This is a genomic window from Deminuibacter soli, from assembly GCF_003412455.1.
Lineage (GTDB): Bacteria > Bacteroidota > Bacteroidia > Chitinophagales > Chitinophagaceae > Deminuibacter > Deminuibacter soli.
The window spans coordinates 488,400-513,908 of record NZ_QTJU01000002.1 but is presented as its reverse complement, the minus strand read 5'-3'; the positions used below and the strand labels follow the sequence as shown (position 1 = coordinate 513,908).

At 47.4% G+C, this 25,509-nt stretch carries 21 protein-coding genes; 10 read left to right on the top strand and 11 right to left on the bottom strand.

Annotated elements, in window-relative coordinates; genetic code table 11:
- Positions 1–153 precede the first annotated feature (153 nt).
- Entirely contained in the window at positions 154–2,682 is a 2,529-nt protein-coding gene (locus tag DXN05_RS08645; protein WP_116846820.1) for an ATP-dependent Clp protease ATP-binding subunit, read from the bottom strand.
- Positions 2,683–2,806: 124 nt separating this feature from the next.
- Here DXN05_RS08645 and DXN05_RS08640 point away from each other — a divergent pair, with 124 nt between their 5' ends.
- Entirely contained in the window at positions 2,807–3,211 is a 405-nt protein-coding gene (locus DXN05_RS08640; RefSeq protein WP_116846819.1) for an STAS domain-containing protein, read from the top strand.
- Positions 3,212–3,231: 20 nt separating this feature from the next.
- Here the strand turns inward: DXN05_RS08640 and DXN05_RS08635 are convergent, their stop codons facing one another.
- The 5 genes from DXN05_RS08635 to DXN05_RS08615 form a co-directional block, all read right to left on the bottom strand.
- Positions 3,232–3,627 carry a DUF423 domain-containing protein gene (locus tag DXN05_RS08635; protein WP_116846818.1) on the bottom strand — a complete coding sequence of 132 codons (396 nt, stop codon included), beginning with the start codon at positions 3,625–3,627 and terminating at the stop codon, positions 3,232–3,234.
- Positions 3,620–4,126: a shikimate kinase gene (locus DXN05_RS08630; protein ID WP_116846817.1), complete on the bottom strand. Its 507-nt coding sequence runs from the start codon at positions 4,124–4,126 to the stop codon at positions 3,620–3,622. Before DXN05_RS08630 ends, DXN05_RS08635 begins: the two co-directional genes overlap by 8 nt.
- 429 nt (positions 4,127–4,555) lie before the next feature.
- Positions 4,556–5,230, bottom strand: coding sequence for a response regulator transcription factor (locus DXN05_RS08625; RefSeq protein WP_116846816.1), 675 nt, complete (start codon positions 5,228–5,230; stop codon positions 4,556–4,558).
- Between the two features lie 111 nt (positions 5,231–5,341).
- A complete protein-coding gene (locus tag DXN05_RS08620) occupies positions 5,342–6,526 on the bottom strand; it encodes an acyl-CoA dehydrogenase family protein (protein ID WP_211330004.1) in 1,185 nt (394 codons plus the stop codon).
- Positions 6,527–6,759: 233 nt separating this feature from the next.
- Entirely contained in the window at positions 6,760–9,228 is a 2,469-nt protein-coding gene (locus DXN05_RS08615; protein ID WP_116846814.1) for a S9 family peptidase, read from the bottom strand.
- 113 nt (positions 9,229–9,341) lie between these two features.
- On the opposite strand from DXN05_RS08615, the gene kynU reads away from it, so the two are divergent.
- The 8 genes from kynU (at position 9,342) to DXN05_RS08575 (ending at position 20,530) form a co-directional block, all read left to right on the top strand.
- Positions 9,342–10,610, top strand: coding sequence for a kynureninase (gene kynU, locus DXN05_RS08610; RefSeq protein WP_116847146.1), 1,269 nt, complete (start codon positions 9,342–9,344; stop codon positions 10,608–10,610).
- A complete protein-coding gene (locus DXN05_RS08605; protein ID WP_116846813.1) occupies positions 10,607–11,227 on the top strand; it encodes an SGNH/GDSL hydrolase family protein in 621 nt (206 codons plus the stop codon). Before kynU ends, DXN05_RS08605 begins: the two co-directional genes overlap by 4 nt.
- A gap of 230 nt (positions 11,228–11,457) precedes the next feature.
- Entirely contained in the window at positions 11,458–12,063 is a 606-nt protein-coding gene (locus tag DXN05_RS08600; protein ID WP_245975163.1) for a TetR/AcrR family transcriptional regulator, read from the top strand.
- 468 nt (positions 12,064–12,531) lie between these two features.
- Positions 12,532–13,722, top strand: a complete 1,191-nt coding sequence (locus DXN05_RS08595; RefSeq protein ID WP_116846811.1) for an efflux RND transporter periplasmic adaptor subunit — start codon at positions 12,532–12,534, stop codon at positions 13,720–13,722.
- 69 nt (positions 13,723–13,791) lie between these two features.
- The gene (locus DXN05_RS08590; RefSeq protein WP_116846810.1) at positions 13,792–16,965 is read left to right on the top strand and encodes an efflux RND transporter permease subunit; all 3,174 of its coding nucleotides are present in this window, start codon (positions 13,792–13,794) and stop codon (positions 16,963–16,965) included.
- 271 nt (positions 16,966–17,236) lie between these two features.
- Positions 17,237–18,658, top strand: coding sequence for an efflux transporter outer membrane subunit (locus DXN05_RS08585; RefSeq protein WP_116847145.1), 1,422 nt, complete (start codon positions 17,237–17,239; stop codon positions 18,656–18,658).
- A 128-nt stretch (positions 18,659–18,786) separates the two neighbouring features.
- Positions 18,787–19,803: a hypothetical protein gene (locus tag DXN05_RS08580; protein WP_116846809.1), complete on the top strand. Its 1,017-nt coding sequence runs from the start codon at positions 18,787–18,789 to the stop codon at positions 19,801–19,803.
- A 196-nt stretch (positions 19,804–19,999) separates the two neighbouring features.
- Positions 20,000–20,530, top strand: a complete 531-nt coding sequence (locus DXN05_RS08575; protein ID WP_116846808.1) for a DUF4142 domain-containing protein — start codon at positions 20,000–20,002, stop codon at positions 20,528–20,530.
- Positions 20,531–20,555: 25 nt separating this feature from the next.
- Here DXN05_RS08575 and DXN05_RS08570 read toward each other — a convergent pair whose 3' ends face one another.
- The 5 genes from DXN05_RS08570 to DXN05_RS08550 form a co-directional block, all read right to left on the bottom strand.
- Positions 20,556–21,365 carry an SDR family NAD(P)-dependent oxidoreductase gene (locus DXN05_RS08570; protein ID WP_116846807.1) on the bottom strand — a complete coding sequence of 270 codons (810 nt, stop codon included), beginning with the start codon at positions 21,363–21,365 and terminating at the stop codon, positions 20,556–20,558.
- Between the two features lie 48 nt (positions 21,366–21,413).
- Positions 21,414–22,019, bottom strand: coding sequence for a Crp/Fnr family transcriptional regulator (locus DXN05_RS08565; protein WP_158559173.1), 606 nt, complete (start codon positions 22,017–22,019; stop codon positions 21,414–21,416).
- A gap of 82 nt (positions 22,020–22,101) precedes the next feature.
- Entirely contained in the window at positions 22,102–22,953 is an 852-nt protein-coding gene (gene pyrF, locus DXN05_RS08560) for an orotidine-5'-phosphate decarboxylase (protein WP_116846805.1), read from the bottom strand.
- Positions 22,954–22,984: 31 nt separating this feature from the next.
- On the bottom strand, positions 22,985–23,617 hold the full coding sequence (locus tag DXN05_RS08555) for an FMN-binding negative transcriptional regulator (protein WP_116846804.1): 633 nt from the start codon (positions 23,615–23,617) through the stop codon (positions 22,985–22,987).
- Between the two features lie 4 nt (positions 23,618–23,621).
- Positions 23,622–24,719, bottom strand: coding sequence for an Mrp/NBP35 family ATP-binding protein (locus DXN05_RS08550; RefSeq protein WP_116846803.1), 1,098 nt, complete (start codon positions 24,717–24,719; stop codon positions 23,622–23,624).
- A gap of 132 nt (positions 24,720–24,851) precedes the next feature.
- Here DXN05_RS08550 and DXN05_RS08545 point away from each other — a divergent pair, with 132 nt between their 5' ends.
- Positions 24,852–25,505 carry a carboxypeptidase-like regulatory domain-containing protein gene (locus tag DXN05_RS08545; protein WP_116846802.1) on the top strand — a complete coding sequence of 218 codons (654 nt, stop codon included), beginning with the start codon at positions 24,852–24,854 and terminating at the stop codon, positions 25,503–25,505.
- Positions 25,506–25,509 lie beyond the last annotated feature (4 nt).

Genomic DNA, 25,509 nt, shown 5'->3' with positions numbered 1-25,509 from the left:
GTGTTTGATTTTGGCTGATGCCTTGAATGTTTTGTTGAATAATCCCGTTTTCCAACGGGATTTTTTATGCTTACCGTTAAACGGGAAGCTAATAAAAAAAGGACCGGCTTTGCAGCGCGGTCCTTTTTCTGTAGTTAGCATTCGAAATATACTTTACACCTTTGCTTCCTGTTCTTTTTTACCGAAAGCAAACTTGATTTTGTTGGTTTCCTTATCCAGGTCGGCTATCAAAATATCGCCCTGTTTCACATTCATGTTCAGGATTTCCTCTGCCAAAGGATCTTCCAGGTATTTCTGGATGGCCCTGTGCAGCGGACGTGCGCCAAACTGTACGTCATAACCTTTGTCGGCAATGAACTCCTTGGCAGCATCCGTCATTTCGAGGGAGAAGCCGAGGTTGGTGAGGCGTTTAAGCACTCCTTTCATGAGAATATCGATGATAGAGAAGATATTTTCCCTGCTCAGTGAGTTAAAGATCACCACATCATCAATACGGTTCAGGAACTCCGGGGAGAAGGTGCGTTTCAGCGCTTTCTCAATTACCGCTTTGTTGTTTTCATCCTGGTTCTGCATCCTGGCTGCGGTAGCGAAGCCTACACCGTCACCAAACTCTTTCAACTGGCGAACACCAATGTTTGAAGTCATGATGATGAGTGTATTCTTAAAGTCCACCTTGCGGCCCAAACCATCAGTCAGTTGACCATCATCCAGCACCTGCAACAGGATGTTGTAGATATCCGGGTGTGCTTTTTCAATTTCATCGAGCAGGATAACGCTGTATGGTTTACGGCGCACTTTCTCGGTTAACTGGCCACCTTCTTCATAACCTACATAACCCGGAGGCGCACCGATTAAACGGCTCACAGTGAATTTCTCCATGTATTCACTCATATCGATACGGATAAGTGCATCTTCCGAATCGAACATATACCGTGCAAGTGAACGTGCCAGCTCGGTTTTACCAACACCGGTTGGTCCGAGGAATATGAAGGTACCAATTGGTTTTTTCGGATCTTTCAAACCAACACGGTTACGCTGGATGGCTTTCACGATTTTAGAAATCGCTTCATCCTGGCCAATCACCATACCGCGCATATCGTCGCTCATTTTGCGCAGCTTCTCGCTTTCGGCCTGTACCATGCGTTTTACAGGAATGCCGGTCATCATGCTTACCACTTCAGCAATTGCTTCGTCATCGATAGGATAACGTTTGTGTTTGCTTTCTTCTTCCCAGATGCCTTTTGCTTTTTCCAGTTCTTCGCCCAAACGTTTTTCGGTATCACGCAGTGCTGCGGCTTCTTCAAAACGCTGGCTTTTTACCACCTTGTTCTTTTCCTGTTTAATATCTTCAATCTGCCTTTCCAGGTCAAGAATGTTCTGCGGAACATTGATATTTTTCAGGTGAACGCGTGCACCCACTTCATCCATTACGTCAATGGCTTTATCGGGCAGCAGGCGATCGGTCATATAGCGGTCACTCAGTTTAACACATGCTTCAATTGCGTCGTCGCTGTAAGAAACATTGTGGTATTCTTCGTATTTGCTTTTGATATTGGTTAATATCTGGATGGTTTCGTCTACTGTTGGAGGATCAACCATTACTTTCTGGAAGCGACGGTCGAGCGCGCCATCTTTTTCGATGTACATACGGTACTCATCCAGCGTAGAGGCGCCAATGCATTGGAGTTCGCCGCGGGCCAGGGCCGGTTTGAATATATTGCTGGCATCGAGTGAGCCGCTGGCACCACCTGCACCAACAATGGTATGTATTTCATCGATAAACAGGATCACGTCACGGTTTTTCTCGAGCTCGTTCATGATCGCTTTCATGCGTTCTTCAAACTGGCCGCGGTATTTGGTACCTGCTACCAGGGCTGCGAGATCGAGTGAAATCACCCTTTTATCAAACAGCACGCGGCTTACCTTACGCTGTACAATACGCAGCGCCAGGCCTTCAACGATGGCTGTTTTACCTACACCGGGTTCACCGATCAGGATGGGATTGTTCTTTTTACGGCGTGAGAGGATCTGCGATACGCGTTCAATTTCTTCTTCACGGCCAACAATGGGGTCAAGCGCACCGGTTTCGGCCAGCTTGGTAATGTCGCGCCCGAAGTTGTCGAGAACAGGGGTTTTGCTTTTGGCATTACCGCTCTGTTTGCTGCGCTGCTGTGAAGAGTAACTGCGTTTTTCGTCATCGAAATCGTCGTCATCTCCTTCTGTGTACTCACTGCGAGGTTCATTGCTTCTTACCATACCCAATTCGTTTCTGAAAATATCGTAGTCCACATCAAATTGGTTTAAAATCTGGGTGGCGATATTTTCTTTGTTCTTTAATATTGAGAGCATGAGGTGTTCCGTTTCTACGAGGGGACTTTTAAGCGCTTTAGCCTCGAGTACGGTTACACGAATTACCTTCTCTGCCTGTTTTGTCAACGGCAGGCTGTTTATATTGGCAATGTTCTTTCCGGTTTTATCTTTCACAGCCAGTTCTACTTCCTTTCTTAATTCATACAAATCAACATTAAGTTGTTTCAGTATTTTGATGGCCGTATTTTCACCTTCGCGAATCAATCCCAATAATAAATGTTCTGTGCCAATGAAATCATTCCCCAGCCTCAGCGCTTCTTCCCTGCTAAACGAAATGATCTCTTTTACCTGGGCTGAAAAGTTATTATCCATAAAATTTTATTAGAGGTTGTACAATTATAACGAATATTTTTGAGCGATATAACAGCGTGTTTTGCACACCCTGTTAATCATTTAATAATTCCAATTATTCTAAACTTAGCCAAACCAGTAGAATATGCAGGTCAAAATTGATACCAAGGAAAAATTTACTGTAATAACACCAGAACTGTCTTCTTTATCTGACAATTTAGCAGCGGAGCTTGCTGCTGCGGTAATTCCTTTTTTGCAGCAGCCAATCCGCAATATTGTGCTCAATCTCGCGTCTGTTAATGATATAGACGAAAATGCGGCCACACAAATTGCTGAACTACAGCAAAAATTTTATGACAATAATTCTTCTTTTGTTATCTGCGATGTAAAACCGTCCGTTGAGCAAAAGCTCGACGAATTTCAACTGCTCGACTTCTTAAATGTAACGCCAACCGAGAGCGAAGCATGGGATATTGTTCAGATGGAGGAAATTGAACGCGAGCTCATGGACAATGATGAGCCGCTGTTTAATGACCATCATGATGCCTGATAAGTGCAATATACTGAAAATTAGGATTCTTTTCGTCTTAACCCGGCTACCAGGCAGGCCCAGCCAGCAATAAAACATAAACCGCCAACCGGCGTAACAGGGCCAACCACTTTTATGAGCTGGCCAAAACTACCTGCTGTTAGCCAGGTTAAGGCATAAAGAGACCCGCTAAAACATACGATACCTCCGATAAACAGGTTTGCTGCATTGCGCAGCCATTTGTTGGGGAACTCTTTCCATAGTACCGCTGTTAATGCCAGCGCAAATACATGGTAAAACTGGTAAGTAACCCCTTTCTCGAAGATAGTCACCGATTCGGGCGAAACCAGTTCGCGCAGTTTGTGTGCACCGAATGCGCCCAGTATTACCGCCAGTGCACCAAGCACGGCAGCCAGCTGCAGGTATTTTCTATGCATATTGCCGGATGATTTGTTGAAATGCCTTTTCCGAAATGTCTGCTCCTTTCAGGTGATGTGTTGCCTGACTGTAAAACACCTTTCTTTCTGCTATTCTTTTTTCAAACAATGCATGTATCTCTTCGTTGGTCAGGCCCTGTATGGCGGGTCTGTGCTCTTTTTGCTGCACTGCACGCTCTACCAGGGTTTCAACAGGTTCGTCGATCCAGATAGTGATACCCTGTTTGTTCATCCACGTCATATTATCGAGAAAACAGGGTGTGCCGCCGCCGGTGGCCAGTATATAGGCTTTCTTTTCACCAAACCAGCGCAGCAGTTTTGCTTCTGTTTTACGAAAGTAATCCTCGCCATCTTCTGCAAAGATTTCAGCGATCGTTTTCTCTTCGTTCATTTCTATCAGGTAGTCCAGATCATATCCGGCCAACTTTGTTTTTTTCGACAGGTATTTGGTCCAGTGACTTTTCCCGGTGCCCATCATGCCAATCAGGAACAACTTCATTTGTTAACGCAGCTTTAGGGCATAGGTACAGAGAAATACGGAAAAAACAATCGTTAGTCGTACAGCAAAAAGCATTGTTCAGCCAAAAATTACCTGAAACCCGGTATTGGGTGGGGTGCTCACTTCGGCTATTTTGCAGGCATATTCATCGTTACTGTAGATATTTTTCCTCTGCAAGGCGGTGTTTTATAGCAGCCTGGATTTCCTTTTTAATCATATTAACAACCCTTGACTTTCAGCCTCAGGGCAAAAACAACCAAACCAAAGCTAACCGGGTTTTTCACCCGGGCCGGATGCTATTGATGTGCACATCAAGGTATATACGTCCTGTAAAATCTGTCGTGAACAGTGGGCGACCCTCGGGGGAGTGTGGAACGCCAATTTTTGCGCACCAACGCAGAATCTGTTCATGACAGATTTTTATTTCTACTACACCAGGTCAAATGCCCTTGCATACTCCATCAGGTCAAACAACGAACCTGCATCCAGTTTTTGCTTGATGTTGCGGCGGTGTGTTTCTACCGTTGCAGCAGAAATAAACAGCTCTCCTGCCACTTCCTGGTTGCTTTTGCCGGTAGCAATCAATTGCAGTACTTCTTTCTCCCTTCTGCCCAGTGCAGCAAACTTCCCGTAGTTCTTACGCAGGAAAATATTCTCTTCCAGCAGCCTGGTTACCTTGCTGGTTAAATGATGTTTGGGATCGATGGGTACAGAGAAAGTGATAAACAGCAATACCTCGCCATCATCATCCTGCATCAGTATCTGCGAAGTAGTGGCATGCCATACCCATTCGTTCTCGTGGTAAAACTTTACCCGCTGAAAGTATGATACACGCTGGCTTACATCCTTGCTCTTGAGCAGGGCTACAACCTTGGGCACGAAGTCGGCCTCTTCGGTTTCAAAAAACAAATGATGGTAATCGTGCCCCATGGCTTTCAGCTGTTCCAACGTGTGACCCAGCTGTTTTTGCCCCAATGGTGAAAGGTATTCCAGTTCAAGGTCACGGTTGTGGATGCAGGCAATGCAGGGCAGCATACCAGCCATACTATCCAGCTCGGCAATTTTGTTGTCAACTCTCTTACGCAGTTCGGGGGAAATGTTCATCGAATTATCTTATAAAAATATTGAATACAATAAAGGTAGATTTCTGTGCCGTGAATAAACGCGTGCGCATTCAAATTAAGGAATCTTTAATAAGTATTAAATATAATATGATTACTTGAAGGCATTGATACCTGTGATGTCCATGCCGGTGATCAGCAGGTGTACATCGTGCGTGCCCTCATAGGTAATTACGCTTTCAAGGTTCATCATGTGGCGCATAATGCTGTATTCGCCGGTAATGCCCATGCCGCCCAGCACCTGCCTGGCATCGCGTGCTATCTGCGCCGCCAGTTCGCAGCTGTTGCGCTTGGCCATGCTTACCTGCGCAGGTGTTGCCCGGTTATCGTTCATCAGCACGCCCAAACGCCACACGAGCAGCTGGCCCTTGGTTATTTCGGTAATCATTTCTGCCAGCTTTTTCTGCTGCAGCTGAAAACCCGCAATGGGTTTGCCAAACTGCACACGTTCCTTTGCATAGCGCAGAGCAGTATCATAACAATCCATTGCAGCGCCCAGTGCGCCCCAGGCAATGCCGTAGCGGGCCTTGGTTAAACAACTGAGCGGACCTTTTAATCCCTTTACACCGGGCAGTATATTTTCTTTGGGAACTTTTACATTGTCGAACACGAGCTCACCGGTAGCACTTGCACGCAGGCTCCATTTATCGTGTGTGGTAGGTGTGGTAAACCCTTCCATGCCGCGCTCTACAATAATGCCGCGCACTTCGCCCTGTTCATCCTTGGCCCATACCACAGCCACCTGTGCAAAGGGCGCGTTGCTGATCCACATTTTGGCGCCATTGAGCACTACATGATCGCCTGCATCTTTGAAGTTGGTGAGCATACCTGCAGGGTCGCTGCCATGATCGGGTTCTGTTAAACCAAAACAACCCAGCCATTCACCGCCCGCCAGTTTGGGCAGGTATTTTTGTTTTTGTTCTTCACTGCCGTATGCATAAATCGGGAACATGACCAGTGAGCCCTGCACACTGGCGGTGGAGCGTACACCACTATCGCCGCGTTCCAGTTCCTGCATCATAAGGCCATAGCTGATATAGTCTAACCCTCCCCCACCATATTCCTGCGGTACTGTTGGACCAAAACAGCCCAGCTCACCCATTTGCCGCACAATTTGTTGCGGAAACTCGGCGCGCTGTGCGTACTGCTCAATAATGGGCGTAATTTCTTTCTTTACATAACTGCGTACTGTTTCGCGTATCAGTTTGTGCTCATCGGTGAGCAGTTCATCCAGCTGGTAATAATCGGGAGATTGAAAGAGGTCTGTTCTGGCAGCCATGTAAATCGTTTTAAAATAAACACCGCATACAGCGGGGTGCCAACAAATTTAATCGGAAGCTGGCAACAGCGCTGCTTTTATGGTATTTTTATTATGAACTTTAGGAAAAGAATTAATTTTCTCATAATCAACTCATTAGCGCATTATGATTCGAAAACAAAAGGGCCATACCTCGGTACAGCCCTTTTTATTCCGTTTTTTCAATAGCAATAAAGCCATTCAACCATCAAAACTTATTTCTTGCCGCCCTGTTGCTGCTCCCTGTCCATTTCTACAATGTCTACCGGTTGGGAGAAATCGCCCAGCAGCCATTTGCTGTAATAATCGGCCAGGCCCCAGAAAAAGAATTCCTGCATATCGCCGTAACCGTGGCGCTGACCGGGCAGTAGCATTAAATCGAAGCGCTTGTTGGCTTTAATCAGTGCATTTACCACGCGGATGGTATTGGCTGGGTGCACGTTGTTATCGATGTCGCCGGTTGTGAGCATCAGGTGGCCTTTCAGGTTCCTTGCCAGATCAGGGTTTTTATCGATGGCATACACAAAACTGGTATCACCTTTTTCATCAATGGTTTCTTTTACACCATGGTGTTTCTCACTCCACCAACGGTTGTAGATACTGTTGTCGTGGTTGCCTGAAGAAGATACGGCCACTTTAAAAAAGTCAGGATACACCAGCATTGCAGCGGTACTCATAAAGCCACCACCTGAATGGCCATGTATGCCTACGCGGTTAATGTCGATGTAATGATAGCGGTCTGCGAGTTGTTCAATAGCTGCTTTTTTATCTGCCAGACCGTAATCGCGCAGGTTACCGTAACCATAGTTGTGGTACCATTTTGAGCGGCTGGGATTGCCGCCGCGGTTGCCTACTGTAACCACGATAATGCCAATCTGCGCAATACGGTCGGTACGGTCTGCACCACGACTGAATGCCTTGTTCACTGCCTCTGTTTGCGGGCCGGGGTATACGTATTCTACCACAGGGTATTTCTTTGTGCTGTCAAAATCATAAGGCTTGTACAGCACGCCATACAAATCGGTGATGCCATCATCTGCCTTTACTTTGAAGATCTCCGGGAACTTATAGCCGGTGGCCATGAGCGAGCTAAGATCAGTTGTTTCAAGGTCGATGAGCTTGCGGCCATCTGCACTGTACAATGCAGATTTGGGTGCAGTGTTTACGCGGCTGAAATTGTCTACAAAGAAAGCATGGCTATCGTCCATGCTCATGGCATGTTCAAACTCACCGGGGTTTAATAATTTCAAACCGGTGCCATCGAAATTCACTTTATAGAAATGCAGGTAATAAGGATCTTCATTGGGCTCTTTACCATTGGCAGAGAAGTAGAGTACGCGTTTGGCTTCATCTACACCAATAATATCCTCGCAGTGGAACGAGCCGCTGGTGATCTGGTTTTTCAGGTGACCTGCATCATCATACAAATAAAAATGTGCCCAGCCATCCTGCTCGCTCCATTCAACCAGTTCCTTTCCGCCGTTAATCAATGCAGGCCTGCGTGTTTCCACATAGGTATTCATGCGTTCCTGCACAAGGGTAGTTACCACACCTGAAGCCACCTCTACACGCAACAGGTCAATGCGCTTTAAGTCACGGCTGGTGCGGGATACATAGAATTGCGCATTACTGCCCAGCCAGGTTTGTACGCGGTAATCATCATCGCGTGAAGCAGCCGGCTGCGGTGCGCTCCAGATACTGATATCCTGGTCTTTAAACTGCTGTACCTGTACAGGCTTTTCGCTGTGTGCTTCCATATCAAACAAGAGCAGCTCATCTTCCGGCGCTTCTTTTTCGCCGGGCATATGGTACTTGTAAGTTTCCAATGTTGGGCGCGGTTCGGCAATGCTGTTGATTACCCAAAGGTCTTTTACCCTGCGCTGGTCGGTACGTACCATTGCGAAGTGGCGGCTGTCGGGCGACCAGTTTATGTAGGCAGGTTTTCTTTTATTCTTGTTCTTCTCCCTGTCAACATTGGTTTCATTACTGTTATCGCCATAGGCATAGTTTTCTACGCCATCGGTGGTGAGTGCATGTTCTACAATAGTGCTGTCATCTTCATTCAGCAGCGCTTTGCGGTAGTTGGCGCTATCCATCCAGTACAGGTTAAACCTGCGTGCGAATACAACCGTTTGCTGGTTGGGTGCAATGGAAGCCCATTCAGGCTTGCGTTTGGGCTTTTTGAAATCTTTCAGCTCAGTAAGGGCAGCATTGTCGGTGTTGTATTCAAAATAAAACACCTTCTTTTCTTTTACCGGCGGCGTACCTTTTTTCAGCGAGGTATCTTTCTTCTCCACATCCTGCGAGCTTTTTACTTCAAAACGGAAACTATGGTCGCTGGTAAACTGGATGCTATCGATAATGAGATGCTGCGCATCGAACGGATCTTTTACAATACGGGTTAAAGCAGTAGCCATTTTTTCATTATCGAACAACGGTTTCTTTTCTGCTTTGGCAGCATCTACCAGGTACCAGTTTTTACCGGCAGTGGTTTGATACATGTACCAGAAACGGGTGGAGTTCTTCAGCCAGTGTGCATCTACCGAAGTAGAGAACACGAGTTTATCGAGCTTTTTGGGCGAGAAACGAGCTGCCAGTTGATAATTGGCTTTGGCAGCCGGGGTTTGCGCGTGTAACAATACAATATTTACTGCGCAGCAGCACAGCAGTAACAATTTTCTCATAGAGGAAAATGATGGTTTAAAAACGGAAAATAACCCGTAAAAAGCGAACTATGCTGCCGTATTGTTAAATTAGCGCAGAATGAATGTATTTTACGGCTAAACGAACGGATGCCATGCCACCAGCTTATAACACCAGCCACACATTTGCATTGGAAGCAGACGCAGCAGATGCATTGGCTTCATTGAAACAGCAGTTTCATTTTCCCAAATACCAGCAACAGGATGTTATTTATTTTTGCGGCAACTCATTGGGTCTGCAACCCAAAAATACCGCCGCCGCTTTTGAAACCGAACTCAGCACCTGGCGCGGGCTGGCAGTGGAGGGTTATTTCAAAGGGCAACATCCCTGGCTGCATTTCACCGATCATTTAACACCTGCACTGGGTAAACTTACCGGTGCGCAGCCACACGAAATAACCGTGATGAATGCGCTTACCGTTAACCTGCACCTGATGATGCAGAGTTTTTACAAACCCAGTGGCAGCCGGTATAAAATAATGATGGAAGCAGGCGCTTTCCCGAGCGACCAGTATGCCGTAGAAACGCAGGTAAAGCAATACGGCTACCACCCTGCTGATGCCATTATTGAAATAGCCCCGCGCGAAGGGGAGAAAACCTTGCACGAAGCAGATATACTTGCAGCCATAGCACAGCACGGCGCTTCACTGGCGCTGGTATTGTTCGGCGGCATTCAATACTATACCGGTCAGCTGCTGCCCATACAAAGCATTACCGCGGCAGCACGCAAGGCAGGCGCTGTGGCGGGCTGGGATCTTGCGCATGTAACCGGCAATGTACCGGTGCAACTGCACAACTGGGACGTTGATTTTGCAGTATGGTGCAGTTACAAATACCTTAACAGCGGCCCCGGTGCTGCGGGTGGTGTGTTTGTACACGAAAAACATGCAGCATCTATTGATACACCGAGGCTCGGCGGCTGGTGGGGCAATGATGAAGCCACACGCTTTAAAATGGAAAAAGGCTTTATCCCGAAAACCAATGCAGGCGGGTGGAACCTGAGCACCACACAGGTATTTAACATGGTGGCATTAAAAGCTTCACTCGAAATATTTGAACAGACCAGTATTGAAGCCATCCGTGAAAAAAGCATCCGCTTAACCGGTTATCTTGAATACCTGCTGCAGCAAAGTCCGGCTTTACGTTGTAACATCATCACGCCTGCTGATCCCGCACAACGCGGTGCACAGCTTTCGTTGTTTTTCCCGGAGAATGGCAGGTTAATACACAACCAGCTAACAGATAGCGGCATTGTTGCCGATTACCGTGAGCCAGGCGTTATACGGCTGGCACCTGCACCATTGTATTGCAGCTTCAGCGATGTACACCGCTTTTATACCACACTTCAAAAAACATTGGCATGACTAGGCATTATTTCTCATTTCTTGCATTAGGCGATTCGTATACCATTGGTGAAAACGAGCCCCTGTACGATTCTTTCCCTTACCAGCTGGTGCAGTTGCTGCGCGCAAAAGGATGGCATATACATGCACCTGAAATAGTGGCCAGAACCGGCTGGACTACCGGCGAGCTTGCCGCACACCTGCTGCATACACACCTGGCTGATCATTATGATATGGTAACCCTGCTTGCGGGTGTGAATAACCAATACCGCGGACTAAGCCTGGAAGATTATAAAGCCGATTTCGAATTTCTGCTGAAGAAGGCATTGCATTACAGCGGTGAAAAGCCGAAGCATGTGTTTGTATTGTCTATCCCCGACTGGAGTGCCACCCCGCATGCTGAAGGCAGCGATATTGTAAAAGTGGCTGCCGAAATTGACAGCTTTAATAGGGTAAATGCCGAACTGGCTGCCCAGTACCATGTACACTACCTGGATATTACCCCTGGCACACGCAAGGTGGACGAGGATTTATCACTGGTATCGTCCGACGGGTTACATCTTTCCGGTAAAATTTATGCCGATTGGGCGCAAAAGCTGGCAGGTATATTGTTTGAACTGGATAGCCTGAAGGGTTGAACAGGCTTGCAGAAATATTCATGTGCTAAGCGGCTGCATCAAGCACTTCACATATCTATTTAATAATCAATACTAAAGCACCGTTCAGGGTTGCATATCAGTGCAGTTTCGTCTAAAAAACAGATCGAACGTTATAAATATATTTGGAAGAGATTCGAAAAGGTGTAATTTTGCCTAACGGTGTTAAGTAATTTAATGATGTAAGAAAAATGGGTGTCAAAGAACGAAAATTGCGGCAGAAGGAGGAAGTGCGTTGCCAGATACTCGATGCAGCCTGGCAAATTGTGAAAGAAGAGGGCTGGCAATCCCTTTCGATGCGGAAAATAGCAGACCGCATAGAATATACCTCACCCATTATTTACGGTCATTTTGAGAACAAGGAAGCTTTGTTGCAGGAATTTACCCGCAAAGGATTTGTTAAGCTGTGCGAGATGATTAGAGCAGCGTACCAGGCGCATATTGACAATGCACCTGCGCGGCTTGAAGCGATGTGGATGGCTTACTGGAATTTCGCCTTTGCCAACAGGGAATCCTACCAGCTGATGTACGGTGTTGAAATGGGTTGCTGCACTATTAAGAACGGCATACCCGAATCGGAAGAGTGCGCAGAAATGATTAACAGTACAATCCAGGAAATTATTGCATCGGGCAAACACCCTGATGCAGACCCTTGCCTTAAATACTTCACCTGCTGGTCGGTAGTGCATGGATTAATCTCCATCAACATTACCCGTAACCCCGAAGCATTGCATCAGTCAGACGATGATTCACCGAATCTGAATGAGCTGATCCTCAAAGATGCGATTGCCGGAATAGTAAGCCAGATGCTTAACTAGCCCAAGTTTTACCTACTGTAATGCACAAGCGGCACTGTCGCAAAATGGCAAGTAACTGGCAGTTACTGACAAAAGGCCCTGCCGTGTTTGCTGCTAACTTAGCTGCCATAATCAAAGCGTTGAAATGGACAAGATAAACCATGATATGTCCAACTGATTCGCATTATTTAAAAAGAACTTTGTTTATAAAATCCCCTGCTGTTGCCAGCGGTTTTATAAACTGAGCAATGGGTGAAAGCCATGATGGATAACACCCATATCACTAACGATCGCAGTAATTTTGCCAACTGGAAATCTGTAGAAAACTCATACTGAATATATAACCGTTTCTAATTTTTTGCTCAATCACTTAACGGCGTTAAAACGCGTGTCAACGTTAAGCTGATCAACTATTGCCTGATCCATACGAAAAAGATGCACCCGTAACCTGAGGAAACAGAAACCACTTAACATTTAAGCAATTTTTTTATGAACAACGTTTTCAGCCAGGCAAGTCTGCACAAGCAGACAGGGCCACTTATTGCACTGCTTTTCGCTATTACCCTGTACAGCTGCACAACGAGCGCAGGCGGCGAACAAGGCCAGCAGGCGCCTCCGCCACCAGCTTTGCCGGTTTTGAGTTTAACGCCCACACAGGCCACTACTTTCCAGGAATTTTCAGCCACCATTGAAGGCAAAGTGAATGTTGACATTCGCCCGCAGGTAGATGGTTATCTCGATAAAATATATGTGGAAGAAGGCGCCTATGTAACACAAGGCCAGTCATTATTTAAGATTAACGACCGCCCCTACAGCGAGCAGGTAAACAATGCGCAGGCCAACATACAGGCAGCCAAAGCCAATATGGAAAAAGCTGCCATTGAAGTTAACCGCCTGCAGCCACTGGTGCAGAACAACGTTATCAGCGATGTGCAGCTGAAAGCAGCACAGGCAGCTTATGACGCAGCGAAAGCACAGGTAAACCAGGCTACTGCTGCCAGCAACAATGCAGGCATCAACCTCGGTTACACTTTGGTGAAAGCTCCGGTTAGCGGTTACATTGGCCGCATTCCGTTTAAAACAGGCAGCCTTGTAGGCCGCGGTGAAGCACAGCCTTTGACCGTGTTGAGTGATATTAAAGAAGTGTATGCTTATTTCTCTATGAGTGAAAGCGATTTCTTACAGTTCACCAACAATGCGCCGGGCAAAACAGTAACCGAAAAACTGCGCAGCCTGCCACCGGTTGAATTGCAGCTGGCAGACAAAAGCATTTATGCTGCCAAAGGTAAAATTGAACTGGTAGAAGGCCAGTTTGATAAAACCATGGGCACCATCAGCTTCCGCGCAACTTTCCCTAATGAAGGCGGCATCCTCCGCTCAGGCAATACCGGTAAAGTACGCATTCCACGCACCAGCGGTGGTTCAACAGTTGCTGTTCCGCAAACAGCTACGTATGAGCTGCAAGACAAAGTGTATGTGTTTGTTGTAGGCGATTCTAACAAAGTAGCCAGCAAACCGCTCACCATCACTGGTCATACAACAGCGTATTACCTGGTAGATAAAGGCCTGCAGCCCGGAACGAAGATCGTTTTCGCCGGTATGGACCGTTTGACAGACGGCGCTGTGATAGTACCACAGCCAATGTCTGCCGACAGTTTACGTACCGCACTGCCCCTGTAAGCAGCAGGCAGGCCTTGCGGGCGCAACCCGCATACCTGCCAGCCGCTTTTCACAATTAACAAAGACATTATGCTTAAGAAATTCATAGAAAGGCCGGTTTTATCTACGGTAGTTTCCATCATCTTGCTATTGCTGGGCGGGTTGTCTATCTTCTCCCTGCCCATCACCCTGTTCCCCGACATTGCGCCGCCCAGCGTACTGGTAACAGCCAGCTATCCAGGCGCCAATGCCGAAGTAGTAGCCCGTTCTGTCGCCACCCCTATTGAAGAGGCGGTGAACGGTGTGGAGAACATGACGTACATGACCTCCAACTCCAGTAACGACGGAAGCATGTCGCTCACCGTATACTTTAAACAGGGAACCAACCCTGATATCGCTGCCGTAAACGTGCAGAACCGTGTACAGAAGGCCACCAGCCAGATACCGCAGGAAGTGATACAGGCAGGTATCTCTACACAAAAACAGCAGAACAGTATCATCATGTTCATTGGTCTTTATTCTGAAGACACCACCTATGATGAAACCTTCCTGCAGAACTATCTCAAGATTAACCTGATTCCCAAACTGCAGCGTATACCCGGTGTGGGTGATGCGCAGCCGTTCGGCACCAAGGATTATTCTATGCGCATCTGGCTGAAGCCAGAGCGTTTAATCGCTTACAACCTGTCACCGCTGGAAGTAACCGATGCCATTAAAGACCAGAGCCTGGAAGCAGCACCCGGCCGTTTAGGCCAGAGCAGTTCACAGGTATTTGAATACGTGTTGAAATACAAAGGCAAGCTGAACAAGAATGAAGATTACGAAAACGTGATCATCAAATCCAATTCGGATGGTTCTGTGGTAAGACTGAAAGATGTTGCCAGGGTTGAGTTTGGTTCGTACACCTATTCATCTAACAGCAAGTTGAACGGCCACGCCACTACGGGCCTTGCCATCTTTCAAACTGCCGGTTCCAATGCCAATGATATATTAACAGAAGCAGAACGCCTGCTGAAGAAGTTTGAAAAGGATTTGCCCAAGGGTTTGCATACCACCATTATGTACAACTCCAAAGATTTCCTCGACGGCTCAATTGAACAGGTAAAACACACATTGCTCGAAGCATTTATACTCGTGTTCATTGTGGTGTTCGTGTTTCTGCAGGATTTCCGTTCAACATTGATCCCGGCTATTGCTGTACCGGTGGCCATTGTAGGTACGTTCTTCTTCTTGCAGCTGTTTGGTTTCACCATTAACCTGCTCACCCTGTTTGCGCTGGTACTTGCCATTGGTATTGTGGTGGATGACGCCATTGTGGTGGTGGAAGCCGTACACTCGAAAATGGAACATACGGGCATGCCTGCAAGGGAAGCCACCATATCGTCGATGAGTGAAATATCGGGCGCCATCATATCAATTACCCTGGTAATGGCCGCGGTGTTTGTGCCGGTTGGATTTATGCAGGGCCCTGCGGGTGTGTTCTATAAACAGTTCGCATTTACGCTGGCCATCGCCATCCTTATTTCGGCGGTGAATGCCTTAACACTGAGCCCTGCGCTTTGTGCCCTGTTCCTGAAGAACCCTGCTGAAAATCATGGCAAACGCAAAGGCTTCATGGGACGCTTCTTCAATGCGTTCAATGCAGGCTTCCAGGCCATGACCAACAAATACCTTAACAGCCTGCGCTTTTTATTCAAGCAGCGCTGGGTAGCCATCAGTGCATTGATACTGATTGCAGCGGCCACCTTCTTTATGATGCGCCGCACACCATCGGGCTTTATCCCAACAGAAGACCAGGGCTTTTTGCTGTATGCAGTGAACACACCTCCGGGCAGCTCACTTGACAAAACGCACAAGGCCATGGAAGAGATAGACAGCCTGATTAAAAAACAGCCGTTTGCCGACAGGCGTTACAACGTGGAAGGTTTGAACTTTATCTCCAACGCAAACGCCTCACCTTACGGAGCCGGTTTTGTACGCATGAAACCCATAGATGAAAGAGGTGAACTGAAAGACGTAAATACCATTGCAGCCGCCATGTCGGGCAAAGTAGCCAACGACGTGAAAGATGCACACGCGTTCTTCTTCACCTTCCCTACCATCCAGGGTTTTGGTAACGTGGCAGGTTTTGAATTTATGCTGCAGGACCAGAACAACGGTTCGCTGGACAAGCTCGGCAGCACTGCCAATGCCTTTATCGGCGCGCTGATGCAACGCAAAGAAATCGCCTATGCGTTTACCACCTTTGCATCGGGCAACCCGCAGTACATGATTGAGGTAGATGACAATAAAACCAAACAGCTGAATGTATCGGTAAGCGACCTGCTGCGTACGCTGCAGATTTATTACGGTTCCAGCTTTGTAAGCGACTTTAACCGCTTTGGCAAGTACTACCGCGTAATGGCGCAGGCCGATGTGCATTACCGTGAAGATGCAGCTTCGTTCGATAATATTTATGTAAAAAACAAACTGGGACAAATGGTGCCCGTTAACCAGCTGATTACACTGAAACGCGTATACGGACCAGAAACCGTAACCCGTAACAACCTGTACAACGCGGTTACCATTAACGGTGTACCCAAACCAGGATACAGCACCGGCGACGCCATTAAAGCCATTGAAGAAACTGCAGCGCAGGTACTGCCAAGAGGCTTTGCCACAGAATGGACCGGTATGACAAGGGAAGAAATTAAAGCGGGCTCGCAGATTGTGTTCATCTTTATCCTGAGCCTGGTATTTATTTACTTCCTGCTGAGTGCACAGTACGAAAGTTATGTACTGCCGCTCGCGATCATCCTCTCTATCCCTGTGGGTATATTCGGTGTGTTCTCGTTTATTAAACTGATGGGCGTAGACAACAACATCTATGTTCAGGTTTGTCTGATCATGCTGGTAGGTTTGCTGGCCAAGAACGCGATCCTGATTGTGGAATACGCTGTTCAACGCCGCAGATCGGGTATGAAGCTGGTAGCATCGGCACTGGAAGCAGCACAGCTGCGCCTGCGCCCGATCCTGATGACTTCCTTTGCCTTTATCGTGGGCCTGTTACCGCTGCTGCGCGCCAAAGGTGCATCTGCGCTGGGTAACCGCTCAATTGGTACAGGTGCCATTGGTGGTATGCTTACCGGTGTGGTACTCGGTATATTCATTGTGCCTGTACTGTTTGTGATATTCCAGTACCTGCACGAAAAAGTATCTACCCGCAAACCCATTGTTGAAACAGGCAATGATTTGCAACACGGAACACTTTCTTTAGATAAATAGCTATAGGTATAGGTTTAAACGCCGGGCAATGCAGGTTTGATGTGTGAAAGGCAGCCCGGCGTGAACAACCTGCCAGGGTTAAACAGGGCTGCAGGCTTTCAGCTTTGAGTTGTGAAAGCAAGGAACAAGTGATACAGAACGGAACAGGAAGGAAATGATCAACAGCAGCGCGAAGCACCCGGAGCAAGTACAAAGGAATACAAAGTAAGAACAGTCAGAATTATAAATTCACAGCTCATTGCTGATGGCTGACAGCTCAAAAAACAAGATTATGATAAGTAAGAAAATATTCAGTTTCCCCGTTATAGCTGCTGCAGCAGTGATATGGAGCGCATGCGGGGTGAGCAAAAACAACCAGGCACCTGCACTGGCACTGCCGCCATCGTTCGACAGTACAGCAGTTACCTACGATACCACCAGCATTGCCACTATTCCCTGGCAAACATTTTTCACTGATGCTACTTTGCAGCAGTTGATTAAACGCGGTATCGAAAACAATTTTGACCTGCAGATCGCTGTTAAAAATATTGAAACAGCACAACAGCAGTTACTACAGGCCAGGGCAGCCTTTGGCCCAACCGTTAACGGCCAGGTATCTGCACAGATCAGCCGCCCTTCTGACAACAGTCTGAATGGCAAAAGCGCCAGCACCTTCCTGGGCAAAGCGCATATTGAAGATTACACCGTTGGTTTAAACCTTGCATGGGAAGCCGATATATGGGGCAAAATACGCCAGCAAAAAGCGGTGGCTTTAGCCTCATACCTGAAAACGGCAGAAGCTGCAAAAGCAGTGCAGACAGGGCTTGTAGCCACTATTGCACAAGGTTACTATAACCTGCTGATGCTGGAAGAACAGCTGGATATTGCCCGCAAAAACCTGGATCTCGCCAACCGTGTGTTAGCCATCACCAAACTGCAGCGCGATGCAGGTGAAGTAACCACACTGGCAGTAGAGCAGGCCACTGCACAACAGCAGAGCACTGCCCTGCTGATACCGCAGCTGGAACAGGCCCGCACCATACAGGAGCATGCACTGCGCCTGTTAACAGGTGATTTGCCGCAAACCATTGCACACACCAACAACTTTGCAACATTACCTGTTGCAGATACTTTTTCAACCGGTGTGCCTGCCCGCCTGGTGCAGATGCGTCCCGATGTACGTGCTGCGGAACTGCAGCTGAAAGCAGCGACCGCACAAATAGGTGTGGCGCAAGCCAGCATGTATCCTGCGCTGAACATTACCGCAGGCGGCGGCTTAAACAGCTTCAAAGCCAGCAACTGGTTTAATATCCCGGGTTCGTTGTTCGGCCTGGCTTCAGGTGCTATTTTACAACCCATTTTACAGAAAAGGGAGCTGAAAACACAGCTTGAAACTGCAAAAATAGGCCGTGAAACTGCCGTGATACAATTCAGGCAATCTGTTTACACTGCTGTTACCGAAGTTTCGGATGCAGTAGTGAAAATTAACCAGCTGAAATCACAGGCACAGATCACAAAGGCCCGTACTGATACATTACAGCATGCCATCAGCAATGCGGAACTGCTGTTCAAAAGCGGTATGGCCAGCTACCTGGAAGTAATTACTGCACAGACCAACAGCCTGCAGAGCGAGCTGAGCCTGGCAGATATTAAACGCCAGCAACTGAGCGCTGTTGTTGAATTGTACCGCGCACTGGGTGGCGGTCAGCTATAAAAAAGCTAAAAGGTAAAGTTTACAGTTAAGTGAGGTCAAGGTTAGGGGCATACCGGAAACGGTATTGCCCCTTTTTTATATAGCAGATTTTGTTAATTTAGTAGCGGCAACACCCCTAAATCTTTGTTATGAAACAATTGCCTTTATTGCTGCTGGCATGTACAGTAGCTTCGTGCGCGTTTGCGCAGCAGGTAGACCTTGACAGGTTTCACTATTTCATCCGCTACCGCAACCTGCCCCATCACCCGCTTGATAAAAACATACACACGTACAACATTACCATATCCCTGCCGCCCAATGCCGATACCTTGTTTTCAACCGATGCGCTGGGCGATATAGCGGGGATACAGGGATTTGAAAAACAGGAAACCGAAGCACCCGTTAAACTGTACTTCAGCGCTACCAGCATTACACCGGGTGCTGCCAGTATTACCACCCAGTACAACGACAAACAGGAACCCAGCGGTTACAGCATGCAGCTGCCCTATACCATTGTATGTACAGGCAATGCTTACGATGCTGCCAATAAACGTATTTACAGCAATACTACCCTGGGTACACAAACCACCTATACCACCCCTGCCCTGCCCACACGCGCAGCAGCAGAAACCTACTGGCAGCAGCATGCAGACAGTATTACAACAGCCCTGCTGGTAACTGCTGTAAACAATGCAGCAGGTACCATGGGCATGGAGCTCACTTACAACTTTGGGTACGGAACCGTAAACAGCTACGAACACCTGTGGATACTGGCCGATAAACAGCACCCTGAATATGTCAGCCAGCAAAGCGCTTTAAAAACCGTAAAAGATGCCGTGGTTAACCTGGAGGATGCAAACAATGAACAATTTTATACGCAGCTGAAACCAGCACTCGACTATTTTCTTTCACTGCCCCGCAAATACAACACGGCCGACAAGGCAGCCCGCAAAATGCGCTATGGCAGTTTTTACAACACCGCCCTGTTGTACCTGTACCTGGACATGCCTGATAAGGCTATTGCAGCAGCCGACGCACTCATCAGCAACGGCTATGAAATTGGAGACGGCGAATCACTAAAAAAACAAGCCATTGACCTGCAGGAATTGTTACGCAACAACAAGGTCAGCACCCGGCGCACCAAACCTGCTTACAGCAAGCTGTAAAGCTTATACCGTTCCAAGGTTTAATTGTTCAAGTGTTCAATCTATGGCTTACCGGTTGAATGGTTGATGGCGGGGTATGCCCGCAGCTGCCCCATTATTTCCACAGCAGTACTACCTGGCCATAACATAATTGCATTACAGGTATGCAGTTATAGTGCAAGCATGCTTTTTGCCACAGCTCGCGTAAAAGCGAGCCATGAAAAAACTACTCCTCTGCAGCATAGCAGCTATTGCAGTCTGTTTGCTGTTACTATCGTTCAACAAACGCAACGCGCCTGAATTAAGCCAGGCAGACCGTGACTTTATGACCAAGGCCGCCATTGCCAATATGGCTGAGATACAGGCTGGTCAGCTGGCACTTGGCCAGGGCATCAGCGATACTGTGAAAACCTTTGGTCAGAATATGGTGACAGACCATACCACCTGCCTTACCGAACTAAAGGCCATTGCAGACAGTATGCAGGTAACACTGCCCTCCCAGCCCGACAACGAGCATGCTATGGTACTGCAAACACTGATGCAGAAAAAGGGCCATGACTTTGACCGGGCTTACCTGATGGCACAGTTAAAAGGACACCAACAGGCAGTAGCCTTATTTAAAACAGAATGGAACAGTACCACCAATACACGTCTTAAAGCCTTTACGGCAAAATACCTTCCCATTATACAAATGCATTTGCAAATGGTACAATCAGCAGGTGGCATGCAGGGGATGAAAGGGATGTAGGCAGGATGGTATATGGATTGAATTGTTATAGTACACGGCTGGCAACCATCGCATTCACCTTGCCCCTGAAGATATTGCCCACAATGCCAATGGTCATTTTCCTGGTGAAGAAACGGGAGCTGAGTGATTGCAGGTAGTTACCGAAGCCAATTACGGTGTAGTTCTTTCCTTTTAATAGGGCAGACAGACCGTCTTTAGCGACCTTTTCGGGTGTATCGAAGCCCATGCCTTTTGTGTTGGCATTGGCGCGGCTGAAAAAGGGCGTTTGCGTATTGCCGGGGCAAACTGCCGTAATATGGATGCCCCTTTTAAAATACTCACCATACAAGGCTTCTGAAAAGCTCAGTACGAAAGCTTTGGACGCACAATACACGCCGATATACGGGCAGGGTTGAAACGAGCCTGTTGAGCCAATGTTAATGATACCGCCTTCTCCCCTTGTGAGCATTTGAGGCAAAAACAGGTGGGTTAATTTTACCAGCGCAGTAATATTAAGCGCAATCATTTCTTCGTAGCTGGCGATGGTTTCATCCAGGAAATGAGCCCACTTGCCAAAGCCCGCATTGTTTATGAGTATATCTACCTGCAGACTGTCCTTACTGGTTTTATCAAACAATTGCTGCGGCATAGCGGCATCACACAGATCACCGGCGTATACGGTTACCTGCACCTGGTATTGCTGCCTTATATCACGGGCAATTTCGTGCAGTGCATTTTCTGAGCGCGCGGTAAGTATAAGATGACATTGCCGAGCAGCCAAATGATAAGCAAACGCTTTACCAATACCTGATGAGGCGCCCGTAATAAATGCTGTTTTCCCTTTTACTGATTGCATATTGTACAGTTTATGGCACAAAGCTCAGTACAGCTGGCAGAGTAATAATTAACCCGGGTTAGGAAAACTTAATCTTTTGCGGATACGGCTCAGCGATTCAGGCTTAACGCCGATAAATGATGCGAGATACTGGAGTGGTATGTGCTGAAAAAAATCGGGGTGTTCTTCCATCAGGTTAAGGTAACGCTGTTCAGCCGAAACGGTGACCATATCCCGTGTACGCTGCGCGTTGTACACAATTACCTGTTCGTTAATTAAACGGCCCGCTTCTGCCCATACGGGGCTTTTACGAAACAGGTTGTCCAGCGCCTGCTTGCTGATGCGCAGCAACTGGCAATCGGTTATGCATTCCAGGTATTCACTTGCAGGCTGTTGGGTCACATAGCTGTCAAAAGCAGTAATAAATCCCAGCGGACAGTTAATATTGGTTGTTACCTCCGCTAAATCGTCCAGGTAAAAAGTGCGTATGTAACCGGTATTGATATAATACATGAACCGCGCTGTTTTACCGGGCATCACCAACTGATGTCCTTTTGCATACAGTACCGGCTCAAACACATCCTGCACCACAGCAGTGTCCGCCTCAACGGCTTTTACCAATGTGGTTAACAATGCTACCAGTTTAGCATGCGGATTTGTTGCGTAATCACCCATATCCAAATTTAACGAAATACCCGGTGGCACAGCATTCATAAAACAATTCAACCACCCAGCCATAAAGTCATTCAACCCTGTTCTACAGGTAACTGCTCATTTCCACCTGGTAATCTTTGGCGGCCCTGGCAGCTGCTTCGGCAAATGTTTCATCTGTTGCGGCGTAGATTACTGCACGGCTGGCGTTTACCAGCAGGCCGCAATCTTTGTTTTTGCCATACTTCGCTACTTCTTCCAGGCTGCCACCCTGTGCGCCAACACCAGGCACCAGTAAAAAGTGGTCGGGTATAATGCTGCGTATATCCTGCAACTGCGAGGCCTGTGTGGCGCCAATTACAAACATGAGGTTATCGGTGCTGCCCCAGGCTGCTACTTTGGTAAGCACTTCTTCGTATAAAGCACGTGGCCTGTTGGGTGCTACAATATGCGGCAGCAGGGCCGTATCATCGGCTGCATGCTGCACCATTAAACGCTGAAAATCGTTGCTGCCTTTGTTGGATGTTAAGCCCAGTACAATGGCCCATTTATTATCGTATTCCAGGAACGGGCGTACACTGTCTTCACCCATGTATGGCGCTACGGTTACTGCATCAAAAGGCAATACTTCAAAAAAGGTTTTCGCATATTGCGCAGCGGTATTGCCGATATCGCCGCGTTTGGCATCTGCAATGCTCAGGTGTGTTTTGGGAATATAGGCCAGTGTTCTTTCCATTATTTCCCAGCCTTTCAAACCCATGGATTCATAAAAGGCGGTATTTATTTTATAGGAAACACAGTGGTCTTTCGTGGCATCAATAATGGCCTTGTTAAACTCATACGCTGCATCAGGGTGTTGCTGTAAATGTGCGGGCAGTTTGGTAATATCCGTATCAAGCCCTACACATAAAAAAGAACGTTTTTCCTGTATCTGCGCTATCAGTTGTTGTTTATTCATGTATCAATCAGTAGTTATAATAAAGCGGGTTTTATACCCCGGCAACCTTGTTACGACGTTGTTCCATTTCAGCGGCAATGGCAGCAGCATCGCCACCCTGTGCCTGCAAATGCTGTATAATATTATCGTAAGAAGCAGTATCCCTGTTCTGGCTTAATTTAAAGATGCCATCCAGGTTTGCCACTTCAATTTCAAAAGCCACAATTGCTTTTGTCATGCGCTGCACGTATTCATTGGGCAGGTGTTTGAACAGCGCAGGTGAACCGGCATTGTTTTCAAACAGCGCGGTGGTTTCTTCCAGGATGTGCAGCAGCTGCGCTTGCTCCAGGAAACGCATTTGTCCGCGTGCATGTACTGCCATGTAGTTCCAGGTACTGCCTACCTGCGGGTTGCTGTACCACGAAGCACTTACATAAGTATGCGGACCGTTAAACACTGCCAGCGCGGCCGGGTTTTGCTCAAAAGCGATGTGATGATCTGTTTTGCGCATCATGTGCCCCTGCAGGTATATCCTGCCCCCGCGCGCTTTAATCAACACCGGTACATGCGATACTACCGGCTCTCCTGCCGCATTGCTGCCGCACAGCAATACAAAAGGGTATTGCCGCATAAATGGCAGCAATACCCCTTCATTATTCTCTTTGTATTCAGGAAGATGATACATTCAGTTATATAGTAGTTTCAATTACTTTGGTAGCCCTCGCCGTTGCATTGCGGATGGCAATGTTACGTGCTGCGATACCTGCAAAATATTCAATAGGGCGTTTGGCCGATGCATCGTCGCCCATCATGGCAGGTATACCCAGGTCACCGCCTTCGCGGATGCTCTGTATAAGCGGCAACTGGCCCAGGAACGGAATCTCATATTCTTCGGCCAGCTTTTTACCGCCTTCTTTGCCGAAAATATAATACTTATTGTCTGGCAGCTCGGCCGGTGTAAAGTAAGCCATGTTCTCTACCAGTCCGATAATAGGCACTTTAATCTGTGCCTGGCCAAACATGGCAATCCCTTTTTTCGCATCAGCCAGCGCTACAGCCTGTGGTGTGGTTACAATAACAACACCGGTAACAGGCACGGTCTGCATCAGGGTAAGATGGATATCACCGGTGCCGGGTGGCATATCAATAACCAGGTAATCGAGGTTACCCCAGTCCACATCTGTTACAAATTGTTTGATAGCGCTGCTGGCCATGGGACCGCGCCATACTACGGCATTTTTTTCGTCAACCAGCAGGCCAATGCTCATAAGGCTGATGCCATAACGTTCCAAAGGCACAATCATGCCCTTGCCGTTTACTTCGCGCATCATGGGTCGCTCGCCGCGTACGCCAAACATAATGGGTACGCTGGGACCATAAATATCCGCATCCATCAAACCTACTTTTGCACCGTTTTGCGCAAGGGCCAAAGCGAGATTGGCAGCAACGGTACTTTTACCTACGCCACCTTTACCGCTTACAACAGCGATAATGTTTTTTACACCGGGCAACAATTGCTGGCCGGCATCTTTGCGGTTTGAGCTTGTATTGGCAGTGAAGTTTACCTGCACTTTTGCCTGCTTGTTTACAAACAGCACAATAGCGTTTATGCAGGCTGTACGCATCATATCTTTCATCGGGCACGCAGGTGTAGTTAGCACCACCGTAAAACTCACATTATCACCATCGATATGAATGTCTTTGATCATATTGAGTGTAACCAAATCCTTTCCTAAATCCGGCTCCTGAACGTTGCTTAATGCCTTCAATATATCAGCTTCTGTCATCACACATATTTTTGTTAAAAAAGAAATTCCGTTGCAAAATTAACCCTTACGGAGGTTACTTTGTTATAATAGCACAGGTTATTGGAGATTTATCACCGAAAGATATAATCCGCTATATTTGAACTCTATAGCATGAAAAAAATTTTACAATACGCATTCTGTTTGCTGCTTACAGGCTGTTTTATTGTCAAAACCCAGGCCCAGCAGGTTATTCCTAAAGATTCTGTTATTCAATTATTTGGCGTGGTTATGACTGCCGACAGCCTGCGCGCAATTCCCGCAGCCAGCATACTCGTGCAAGGTGCGGGACGTGGTACACTGACCAACGACCAGGGTGTGTTTTCGATCGCTGTTTTGCAGGGGCAGAAAATCCGTTTTTCCTGTGTGGGTTTTAAAGATGTGGTGATCAACATCCCCGACAAAGTAGTAGACAACCAGTATTACGTTATTCAATTGCTGGTGAGCGATACGGCCTATCTTCCGGCCACTATCTTAAAACCAAGGCCCAGCCGCGAGCAGTTTGAGCGCGACTTTGCCAACACACGTATACCGAACGACCAGTATGAAATTGCCCGTCAGAATATTGATGAAGCCAAACGCCGTGTACTGCTGGCAACGTTACCTGCAGACGGACGTGAAGCGGTGAACGCGCAGTTACGCCAGCAGGCCAGCAAATTATACTACCAGGGCCAGCAACCGCCCATTAATATCTTAAATCCAGCGGCCTGGAGTGAATTTATCAAGGCCTGGAAACGCGGTGATTTCAAAAGCAAGAACGACGATTAGCTAA

What these genes read in the sequence shown, in the direction of transcription:
- DXN05_RS08575 (WP_116846808.1), top strand. Translation starts at nt 20,000, where the DNA reads ATGAAAAAACTACTCCTCTGCAGCATAGCAGCTATTGCAGTCTGTTTG.
- DXN05_RS08570 (WP_116846807.1), bottom strand. Translation starts at nt 21,365, where the DNA reads ATGCAATCAGTAAAAGGGAAAACAGCATTTATTACGGGCGCCTCATCA.
- DXN05_RS08585 (WP_116847145.1), top strand. Translation starts at nt 17,237, where the DNA reads ATGATAAGTAAGAAAATATTCAGTTTCCCCGTTATAGCTGCTGCAGCA.
- kynU (WP_116847146.1), top strand. Translation starts at nt 9,342, where the DNA reads ATGCCACCAGCTTATAACACCAGCCACACATTTGCATTGGAAGCAGAC.
- DXN05_RS08630 (WP_116846817.1), bottom strand. Translation starts at nt 4,126, where the DNA reads ATGAAGTTGTTCCTGATTGGCATGATGGGCACCGGGAAAAGTCACTGG.
- DXN05_RS08545 (WP_116846802.1), top strand. Translation starts at nt 24,852, where the DNA reads ATGAAAAAAATTTTACAATACGCATTCTGTTTGCTGCTTACAGGCTGT.
- DXN05_RS08615 (WP_116846814.1), bottom strand. Translation starts at nt 9,228, where the DNA reads ATGAGAAAATTGTTACTGCTGTGCTGCTGCGCAGTAAATATTGTATTG.
- DXN05_RS08565 (WP_158559173.1), bottom strand. Translation starts at nt 22,019, where the DNA reads ATGGGTGATTACGCAACAAATCCGCATGCTAAACTGGTAGCATTGTTA.
- DXN05_RS08580 (WP_116846809.1), top strand. Translation starts at nt 18,787, where the DNA reads ATGAAACAATTGCCTTTATTGCTGCTGGCATGTACAGTAGCTTCGTGC.
- DXN05_RS08555 (WP_116846804.1), bottom strand. Translation starts at nt 23,617, where the DNA reads ATGTATCATCTTCCTGAATACAAAGAGAATAATGAAGGGGTATTGCTG.
- DXN05_RS08625 (WP_116846816.1), bottom strand. Translation starts at nt 5,230, where the DNA reads ATGAACATTTCCCCCGAACTGCGTAAGAGAGTTGACAACAAAATTGCC.
- DXN05_RS08620 (WP_211330004.1), bottom strand. Translation starts at nt 6,526, where the DNA reads ATGGCTGCCAGAACAGACCTCTTTCAATCTCCCGATTATTACCAGCTG.
- DXN05_RS08645 (WP_116846820.1), bottom strand. Translation starts at nt 2,682, where the DNA reads ATGGATAATAACTTTTCAGCCCAGGTAAAAGAGATCATTTCGTTTAGC.
- DXN05_RS08605 (WP_116846813.1), top strand. Translation starts at nt 10,607, where the DNA reads ATGACTAGGCATTATTTCTCATTTCTTGCATTAGGCGATTCGTATACC.
- DXN05_RS08640 (WP_116846819.1), top strand. Translation starts at nt 2,807, where the DNA reads ATGCAGGTCAAAATTGATACCAAGGAAAAATTTACTGTAATAACACCA.
- DXN05_RS08595 (WP_116846811.1), top strand. Translation starts at nt 12,532, where the DNA reads ATGAACAACGTTTTCAGCCAGGCAAGTCTGCACAAGCAGACAGGGCCA.
- DXN05_RS08550 (WP_116846803.1), bottom strand. Translation starts at nt 24,719, where the DNA reads ATGACAGAAGCTGATATATTGAAGGCATTAAGCAACGTTCAGGAGCCG.
- DXN05_RS08635 (WP_116846818.1), bottom strand. Translation starts at nt 3,627, where the DNA reads ATGCATAGAAAATACCTGCAGCTGGCTGCCGTGCTTGGTGCACTGGCG.
- pyrF (WP_116846805.1), bottom strand. Translation starts at nt 22,953, where the DNA reads ATGAATAAACAACAACTGATAGCGCAGATACAGGAAAAACGTTCTTTT.
- DXN05_RS08590 (WP_116846810.1), top strand. Translation starts at nt 13,792, where the DNA reads ATGCTTAAGAAATTCATAGAAAGGCCGGTTTTATCTACGGTAGTTTCC.